Source organism: Schumannella soli (assembly GCF_006517435.1).
Taxonomy (GTDB): Bacteria; Actinomycetota; Actinomycetes; order Actinomycetales; family Microbacteriaceae; genus Schumannella; species Schumannella soli.
The window spans coordinates 740519-748714 of the sequence record NZ_VHQG01000001.1; the positions used below are offsets into that span (position 1 = coordinate 740519).

The window sequence follows — 8196 nt, forward strand, 5'->3', positions numbered from 1 at the left end:
GCCCACGTGTTCACCGAACCGTCTCCGGGTCGAGCACGTCACGCAGTCGCGCCCGAGCCCGGGAGTAGCGGGCACGTGCCGCATCGGGTCTCAGTCCGAGGGTCGCGCCCGCCTCGGCGACGCCGAAGCCCTCCCAGGCGACGAGCAGCACGAGATCACGGTCGGCGAGCGAGAGCGACTCGAGCGCTCGACGGAGGTCGAGGTCGGGGGCGACGTCGACGATCTCCTCAGCGAGCCGCTCGCGCAGCCGCTCGGATGCCGCATCCCGTCGCAGTCGGCCCCGGCGCGCGTTGGCGAGCACCTTGCGGGCGACCCCGTACGACCAGGCACGGGCGGCGTCGGGCTCGTTCGGCAGGTGGCGCCGCCGTCGCCAGATCACGACCAGGGTCTCGGAGACCGCATCGGCCGCATCCTCGGGGTCGTCGAGGCGGCGCACGAAGTAGCTCAGCAGCTCGGGGATGAGCTCGCGGGCGAGCGCATCGGGATCGACGGCGGCGACGGCGGCCCGCTCGGGCGTCACGGTGGGGTCGCCGGTCATCCGCCGTACCCCTGCTTCGGCAGCCAGTCGCCGTAGAGCTCGGTCCAGTCGCGGGAGATCGGGCAGGCGTAGGTCTGTGCCGCGAAGCGGAGCCCCTCGTCATCACCCGACTGCGCCGCCTTCGCGACCAGCGCGTTGATCTCGCCCGCATCGCCCCCATTGATATTCGGCCACTGCAGGGAGTCGACGATGACCTTCGTCGCCGCAGCGCGCCGCTTCGCGTCGTGCTTCTCATCGGCGGTGATCCACTCGCCGACCCAGCCGCAGTAGCCGGCGATCTCGTACACCCCGACGAAGTCGGACTCGGTCGTGACGCCCTGAACCGGTTCGTCGTACTGTGAGCTGACCTCGCGGATGATCTCGTCGCGAGTCGTCCCCGGAGGCACGGGCACGTAGTCGGGGTAGAGCGATGCGGCGTACTCGCTCACGTCGGGCGCGCTGAGGTCGATCACCTCGCTCGACGGCCCGCACTCCCCACCACCGCAGACCTGTCCTGTCTGCGCGAGGAAGTGCCGGATGGCGTCCGCCGCCGCCGGCGCCGTCACTCCGCCGAGCAGCAGCGCGAGCGCAGTGATCCCTCCGCCCCAGGTGAGGCGACGGCGACGGGTCGCGGAGCGTCGTCGCGCCGACGCGGCCGCGATATCCGTGACCAGGTCGTCGGATGCGGCGATCTCACGGCGGGTGCGCGCGAGCCGCGCATCCAGTCGGTCGTCATCGATCATGGTGTCCCCCTTCACCATGTTCGTGTCCGCACGTCACGGGAACGTGACACGACATCACCGATCGTTCTCGACACGGATCGAGCCCTCACCCCGGGTCGACAGCGCCGCGTCGAGCGCGCATGATCTGAGCATCCCGGCGTTCCCGCGACCGCAGGCCTGCCGGGCGTCGAAGGAGACGACCATGACCGCCGGACCGCTCGACATCACCTTCACCGCCGCGCTCGGTCGCGTGCGCGAGGGCGACACCTGGACCTGCGTGCAGCTGCCCGACTCGGCGGCGATCTTCGGCACCCGCGGGCTGGTCAAGGTCTCGGGCACCGTCGACGGCGAACCTTTCGACGGCTCATTCATGGCGCTCGGCGACGGCACCCACAAGCTGCCGATCACCGCCGCGATCCGCCGCCGCATCGGGAAGACCGACGGGGATGAGGTCGAGGTCCACCTGACGCAGCGGCGCAGCTGAGGGAACAGGTAGCGCCGTCGCGATTCAGCGGCTGAGTTCCTGGCGCGGCCGGAGCCGGGACGCACCAGCTCGACCGCTCATCCCTTCGGCGTGGAGTCATCCGATCCAGCAGTGGTGACTTCGTCCGAGGATCCCGACGGCTCCGCAGCTTCACGCCGAGCCGACACCCGCTCTGCCAGCGCGAGGATCGTGTCGTCGCTGCGCTCCTGGATCGCACCGCCGAAGGTCTTCGCCCGATCGGCGACCTCGGCGCCGGCCGAGCCCACCTGCGTGACCGCGTCGCCGACCAGCGCCTTGACGGCGCCGCCCCACCGCATCTCCCGGATCGCCTCGACCGCGACGAGTTCGAGGCCGCTGTGCTCGGCGAAGTCCTCGACGCTGCGGTTCACGGCGTTCGCGCGCTGAGTCACCGTCCGCGAGCTGAACGGGTTCGCGACCCTGGCGAAGTTCGAGAGGTCAGAGCCCGCGCGAACTGAGCCGTTGATGGCTCCGAGGCTGCGGGCGATGCGCTCGCCCCGCTCCGTGCGCGCGATCGTGATCCCCTGTCGGTGCGACTCGAGGTCTTCACCGGCAGAGTCGGCGACGCGGGCGAGCTCGAGCACGTACTGGCGGTCCTGCAGCGCGAGGGTGCGAGCGAGCACCCCGAGCCAGAAGGTCACGTCGTCCTCAACTTTCTCGAGCATCCGTGCGCTCTCGTCGGTGTCGCCGGCGACCGACTGCACCCGATCGGCGATGGCGTGCAGCTGGGCGATCGACTCGGCCTGCATCGTCTGCAGCGCAAGCGAGTTCGCCTGCACCTTCGACCAGGTGACCGCAGAGACTGTGCCGGTGGCGGCGTGGATGGCGTCGGCCTCCTGGATCGCGAGCGTCACGCCGCCGAGCTGCCCGAGCGCCTGGATCTTGCGCTGCTGCAGCAGCTGGTCGAGCTTCTGGTCGATCTCCTCCAGGTACTCCTTGATCTCGTCGAGCGAGGCCTCGAGCGACGCCTGCGTGGCGACGGCCGCCAGTGAGGTCAGCACGGTCGGCGAGAGCAGAGTCGTGGGCTCGAACACGAGGTGCTTGAGGATGCGCCCGCCGTCGCCGCGCGCAACCCCGGAGGTCGGGTTGCTGATCCCGAGGTCTTTGAGCAGCTGAGCTGATTCCTTCGTGAGCTTGACCCACCGACCGCTGCTCTCCTGCACGGTCGCGGCGATGCCGAGCGCCTGCCCGGCGCGGCCGAGCGCTCGCGGGCTGAGCCGCTTCGGGGCGAGCTTCAGTCGGGCCTCGATCTCGGCGACGATATCGGTCGATCCGAGCACAGGATGCCGTGGTCACTGCCGACGACGGTCAGGGCAGCGCCGGTCGAGGCTTCTCCTGGCGAGCCCGGTGCGGTCTCGATTTCACTCACTCGCTGTTCCCCTTCTCGTCCTGCGTCGTGCGCAGCCTGTTGGCGTTGCCGACCGGCGCCGACCGGCATCGATCGGCACCGGAGCGATCCTCGCTCATGGCTCCGACATCCGTCGATCCTCCCGAACGGGGAGAGCGCGTCGGGCGCGACACGGCACTCGTACGCACCCTCGCGGCGGCAGAACTAGGCTCGGCCAGGTGATCACCGGCGAGCTGAAGAGCAGGATCGACCGCGTCTGGGACGCCTTCTGGTCGGGCGGCATCAGCAACCCGCTGGAGGTGATCGAGCAGATCACCTACCTGCTTTTCATCCGGCGACTGGATGACATCCAGACCCTTGCCGAGAGGAAGGCCCGACGCGTCGGCGGCGAGGTCGAGAACCGGGTCTTCCTGCGCGGCCAGGACCACCTGCGCTGGAGCGAGTTCAAGAACACCGCGCCCGAGGTGATGCACCGCACGGTCGGGGATGAGGTGTTCCCGTTCCTGCGCGGTCTCGGCGACGGCAGCACCTACAGCGATCACATGAAGGACGCGCGCTTCACCATCCCGACGCCGGCGCTGCTGTCGAAGGTGGTCGACATGCTCGACGACATCCCGATGGTGGATCGCGACACGAATGGAGACCTGTACGAGTACCTGCTGTCGAAGCTGGCGTCGGCGGGGGTGAACGGGCAGTTCCGCACGCCGCGGCACATCATCGAGCTGATGGTGCGGATGACGGCGCCGAAGCCTGACGATGAGATCTGCGACCCGGCGAGCGGCACCGCCGGCTTCCTGGTGGCGGCGAGCGAGTACGTGCGCGCGACCCATCCCGATGCGCTGCTCGATGCGGAGCAGCGCGACCACTTCCATCGATCGATGTTCCACGGCTACGACTTCGACTCGGTGATGCTGCGCATCGGGAGCATGAACATGCTCATGCACGGCGTCGAGGCGCCCGATATCCGGTACCGCGATTCGCTGTCGGAGGGCGCGGCGAGCGACGCCGGGAAGTACTCGCTGATCCTGGCGAATCCGCCGTTCGCGGGGTCGCTCGACTACGAGTCGACCGCGAAGGATCTGCAGCGCACGGTCAAGACGAAGAAGACCGAGCTGCTGTTCCTGACGCTGTTCCTCAAGCTGCTGAAGCCCGGCGGACGCGCCGCCGTCATCGTGCCCGACGGCGTGCTCTTCGGGTCGAGCACCGCGCACAAGACGCTGCGACGCATGCTCGTCGAGGACCAGAAGCTGGATGCGGTGGTGAAGCTGCCGTCGGGCGTCTTCCGCCCGTACGCCGGTGTCTCGACCGCGATCCTGTTCTTCACGAAGACCGACTCGGGTGGAACCGACGACGTGTGGTTCTACGACGTGCGCGCCGACGGTTTCTCGCTCGACGACAAGCGCAACCCGATCGACGCGAACGACCTGGATGATGTGCTCGCACGCTGGCAGGAGCGTGACGGCGCCGACGAGCGCGCGCGGGCTCGCACCGAGCAGTCGTTCCTCGTGCCGAAGGCCGACATCGTCGCCCAGGGCTACGACCTCTCGCTCAACCGCTACAAGGAGGTCGTGCACGATGAGGTCGAGCACCGCGCCCCGCTCGACATCATCGCCGACATCGAGAAGCTGGATGCGGAGATCGCGGTTGGGCTCGCGGAGCTGAAGGGGATGCTGGCGTGAGCACTCTGGGCGATGCCCTCAAGTTCGCGGGCAGGCCGGAGCGGATCTCTCACCCAAGCGACGAACGTTTCGTCACCGTGCGGATGAACGGGGGAGGAGCGGTCGAACGGAGGATCGGGTCGGGCAAGACCCCGGTTCCCTTCACCGGCTATCGAGTTCGAGCTGGACAGTTCATCTATTCGCGTATCGACGCTCGCAACGGCGCCTACGCGCTCGTGCCGTCGGAGCTCGACGGCGCTGTCGTCTCGAAGGACTTCCCGGTCTTCGACGTTCGCACAGACCGAGCCCTGCCCGAGTACCTACTCCACTTCATGCGCGCTGGCTCACTGCAACGTCAAGTTCAGGCAGCCAGCTTCGGTGCCACGAACCGGCAACGTGTCAGCGAGGAGACCTTTCTCGGATTTTCGCTCCAGCTTCCGTCGATCGACGAGCAGCGGCGGATAGCCGCGATCCTCGACTACGCCGACGCGCTCCGCGCGAAGCGGCGACAAGCCAACGAAGGCTTGAGCCAACTCCAGGCCGCCATGTTCACGTCGATGTTCGCTACAGCCCCGCGCCGCCCGCTGTCGGAACTGGCGACGACTACGAGCGGAGGCACCCCCCGACGGGACGTCGAAGGCAACTACGGCGGCACCATACCCTGGGTCAAATCGGGCGAGCTCCACTCCGGAGTAATCACCTCAACCGAGGAGACACTGACTCAGCAGGGACTCGCGAGCAGCTCGGCAAAACTACTGCCGCCAGGCACGGTCCTCCTCGCGATGTACGGAGCGACGGCGGGCGTAGTCGGCGAACTCGGCATCGAGGCCACAACCAATCAGGCTGTATGCGCGATCACTCCCGGCGAAGAACTCGACGCGGCCTTCCTCGTCGGAGCACTTCGATCGCAGACGGCGACACTTGTTTCGAGGGCAGCCGGCGGAGCCCAGCCGAACCTCAGTCAGGGCATCGTTCGGGAGCTTCCGATCCCCTTCGCATCGATCAGAGACCAGCGTGCGTACGCGCAGCGTGTCGCATCCATTCGCGCGGAGCGGGCGCGAGCCACATCCCATTCGCTGCATCTCGACGAGCTGTTCGCGTCGCTGCAGGCGCGGGCGTTCCGGGGAGAGCTGTAGCGATGCCGGTGGAGATGCGCATGTGGCGGATCGACGGGGACGATCCGCGTCCGCTGGCGCCGGCGGCGATGCCGAGCGAGCGGGAGCTGCAGGAGTTCCTGCGGCGGGATCCGACGCTGCTCGGCGAGCGCCTGCTGATCATCGGCAACGAGGTGATCACCCCGTTCGGCAAGAGGCTCGACCTGCTCGCGATCGATGCCGACGGCAACCTGCACGTGCTCGAGCTGAAGCGAGACAAGACTCCGCGCGAGGTCGTCGCACAGCTGCTCGACTACGGCTCGTGGGTGTCGACGCTGTCGCGCCCCGAGATCCTCGATATCGCCGAGAAGGAACTCGGCCAACCTCTCGAGGTCGCCTTCGAGAACGTGTTCGGCGCATCCCCTCCCGACGAGATCAACGGAGAGCTGCAGCTCACCGTCGTCGCCTCATCGCTCGACGCGAGCTCGGAGCGCATCGTCACCTACCTGCGCGGCTTCGGGGTTCCGATCAACGCGGTGTTCTTCTCGTACCTCGAAGACGACGGGCGGCGATATCTGGCGCGCTCGTGGCTGGTGGCGTCGGACGAGGGCTCAGCCGCAGCGTCGTCATCCGTCACGAAGAGCAAGCGCGCCGGATGGAACGGCGTCGACTGGTACGTGGCCTTCGGCTCCGGACGCTCGTGGGACGAAGCGCGCGACAACGGCTTCGTCTCCGCTGGTGGCGGTGCCGTGTACAGCCAGATCCTGCGCACGATCCCCGTCGGCGCGCGCGTCTGGGTGCACATCCCACGCGCCGGCTACGTCGGCGTCGGGCGAGTGATCGCACCGGCCACGCGATTCGACCAGGCTTCCGTCAAGGTCGACGGAGAGTGGACCCCGCTCGCCGAACGCGAACTCGCCGGGTCGTACGTGCACGGCGGGGTGAATGCCGGCGACGACAGCGACGACCTCGCCGAGTGGATCCTCCCGGTGGAGTGGATCGCGTCCGCACCGCTGCCCGACGCGTACTGGGAGACCGGTCTCTTCTCGAACATGAACGTCGCGTGCAAGCTGCGCCAGGAGTTCACGCTGGAGCGGCTCGCCGCCCACTTCGGCATCGACGACGAGAGCTGATCGAGCCGCCACCCAACCCCGTCGAGTGGGGCCGCCGATGTCGGTGGCTCATGCAGTGAGATCCCGCCTGATCAGGGTTTCTGATCTCCGATCGCGTACCTGCGAATGTCGGTGGTGGCTGTCATCGTGCAGGTATGGAGAAGCTCGCGACGACACCCCGAGGCGGTGACCGTGACGGCGAAGACGCCGACCACGAAGTCACGCTCGAGCGTCTCGTCGCGCGCGCCGAGACCGTGTCGGCGCGGGCGTGCGCGGCGCAGGTCGCCGAGGTGCGGATGCTCGCCGACGCCGGTCGTCTCGCCGAGCGCGACTCCGCCGGCTCTCCGGGGAGCGTGAAGGCGCACGACATGGCGCTGCGGGCGGTCGCGGCGGAGCTCGGCGGGGTGCTGCGACTCTCGGATCGCACCGTGCAGGCGCGCATCGGCGATGCCCGGGAGATGGTCGAGCTCTACCCGAACGCCGTGGATGCCTGGGAGGCCGGGCGCATCAGCCGCGGGCACATGAACGTCATCGTCGCCACCGGGCGTGCCGTTCCGGTCGAGCGGCGCGAGGAGTTCGAGGCCGAGGCCATCGACCGCAGCCTGTACGACACCCCGAACCGGGTGCGCGCGGGGCTGGAGATCTATGCCGAGCAGCTCGCGCAGCGCAGCCTCACCGAGCGTCACGCCGAGGCCGTCCGGTCACGGTCCGTGCGCGTGTACCCGGGACAGGACGGGATGTGCGATGTCGTCGCGACCGTCCCGATGGTGATCGGCGACGCGATCCTCGACCGCCTCACCCGCATGGGACAGGTTGTGAAAGACGCGCGCGACACGCGAACGAGCGATGACGACGACAGCGAGACGGGTGTCGGCTCGTCACTGATCGAGCCCGACCGGCGCGGGATCGATCAGATCCGTGCTGACGTGTTCGCCGACCTCCTCCTCGCCGGAACGCCCGCCCTCGACCCCACCCGACACGGGGATGCTGAAGGCACGCTCGGCGCGATCCGCGCGCAGGTCCAGGTCGTGGTCCCGGCGCTGGCGCTCGTCGGATACGACGACTCGCCCTCCGACCTCATCGGTCGCTCGCCGATCGACGCGGACACCGCGCGGAAGCTCGCGACGAACGCGCCCACCCTCACCCGCATGCTCACCGACCCCGCCTCCGGCACCGTGATCGCCGTCGACAGCTACCGACCTGCCTGGGCGCAACGCCGGCACCTGCGCGCCCGCGACCAGCA

General features: G+C 68.6%; 8 protein-coding genes. 5 read left to right on the forward strand and 3 right to left on the reverse strand.

Annotated features, from left to right (window positions below; translation table 11 throughout):
* Window positions 1-10: 10 nt before the first annotated feature.
* On the reverse strand, window positions 11-538 hold the full coding sequence (locus FJ657_RS03365) for an RNA polymerase sigma factor (protein ID WP_141162235.1): 528 nt from the start codon (window positions 536-538) through the stop codon (window positions 11-13).
* Complete coding sequence (locus FJ657_RS03370; protein ID WP_141162236.1) at window positions 535-1260, reverse strand: hypothetical protein; 726 nt, start codon at window positions 1258-1260, stop codon at window positions 535-537. The genes FJ657_RS03365 and FJ657_RS03370 overlap by 4 nt, the downstream gene beginning before the upstream one ends.
* 181 nt (window positions 1261-1441) lie before the next feature.
* On the opposite strand from FJ657_RS03370, the gene FJ657_RS03375 reads away from it, so the two are divergent.
* Window positions 1442-1723 (forward strand): DUF1905 domain-containing protein, encoded by a 282-nt coding sequence (locus FJ657_RS03375; protein WP_141162237.1) that lies wholly within the window; start codon window positions 1442-1444, stop codon window positions 1721-1723.
* 77 nt (window positions 1724-1800) lie between these two features.
* On the opposite strand, the gene FJ657_RS03380 is transcribed toward FJ657_RS03375, so the two are convergent.
* On the reverse strand, window positions 1801-3021 hold the full coding sequence (locus tag FJ657_RS03380) for a hypothetical protein (protein WP_141162238.1): 1221 nt from the start codon (window positions 3019-3021) through the stop codon (window positions 1801-1803).
* Between the two features lie 286 nt (window positions 3022-3307).
* On the opposite strand from FJ657_RS03380, the gene FJ657_RS03385 reads away from it, so the two are divergent.
* From FJ657_RS03385 to FJ657_RS03400, 4 genes are all read left to right on the forward strand, one after another.
* Window positions 3308-4768 (forward strand): type I restriction-modification system subunit M, encoded by a 1461-nt coding sequence (locus FJ657_RS03385; protein WP_141162239.1) that lies wholly within the window; start codon window positions 3308-3310, stop codon window positions 4766-4768.
* The gene (locus FJ657_RS03390; RefSeq protein ID WP_141162240.1) at window positions 4765-5883 is read left to right on the forward strand and encodes a restriction endonuclease subunit S; all 1119 of its coding nucleotides are present in this window, start codon (window positions 4765-4767) and stop codon (window positions 5881-5883) included. Before FJ657_RS03385 ends, FJ657_RS03390 begins: the two co-directional genes overlap by 4 nt.
* 20 nt (window positions 5884-5903) lie before the next feature.
* Window positions 5904-6974: an endonuclease NucS domain-containing protein gene (locus tag FJ657_RS03395; RefSeq protein WP_255447111.1), complete on the forward strand. Its 1071-nt coding sequence runs from the start codon at window positions 5904-5906 to the stop codon at window positions 6972-6974.
* Between the two features lie 134 nt (window positions 6975-7108).
* Window positions 7109-8196 (forward strand): DUF222 domain-containing protein (locus FJ657_RS03400; RefSeq protein WP_141162711.1); only part of this gene is annotated, 1088 nt, incomplete at its 3' end.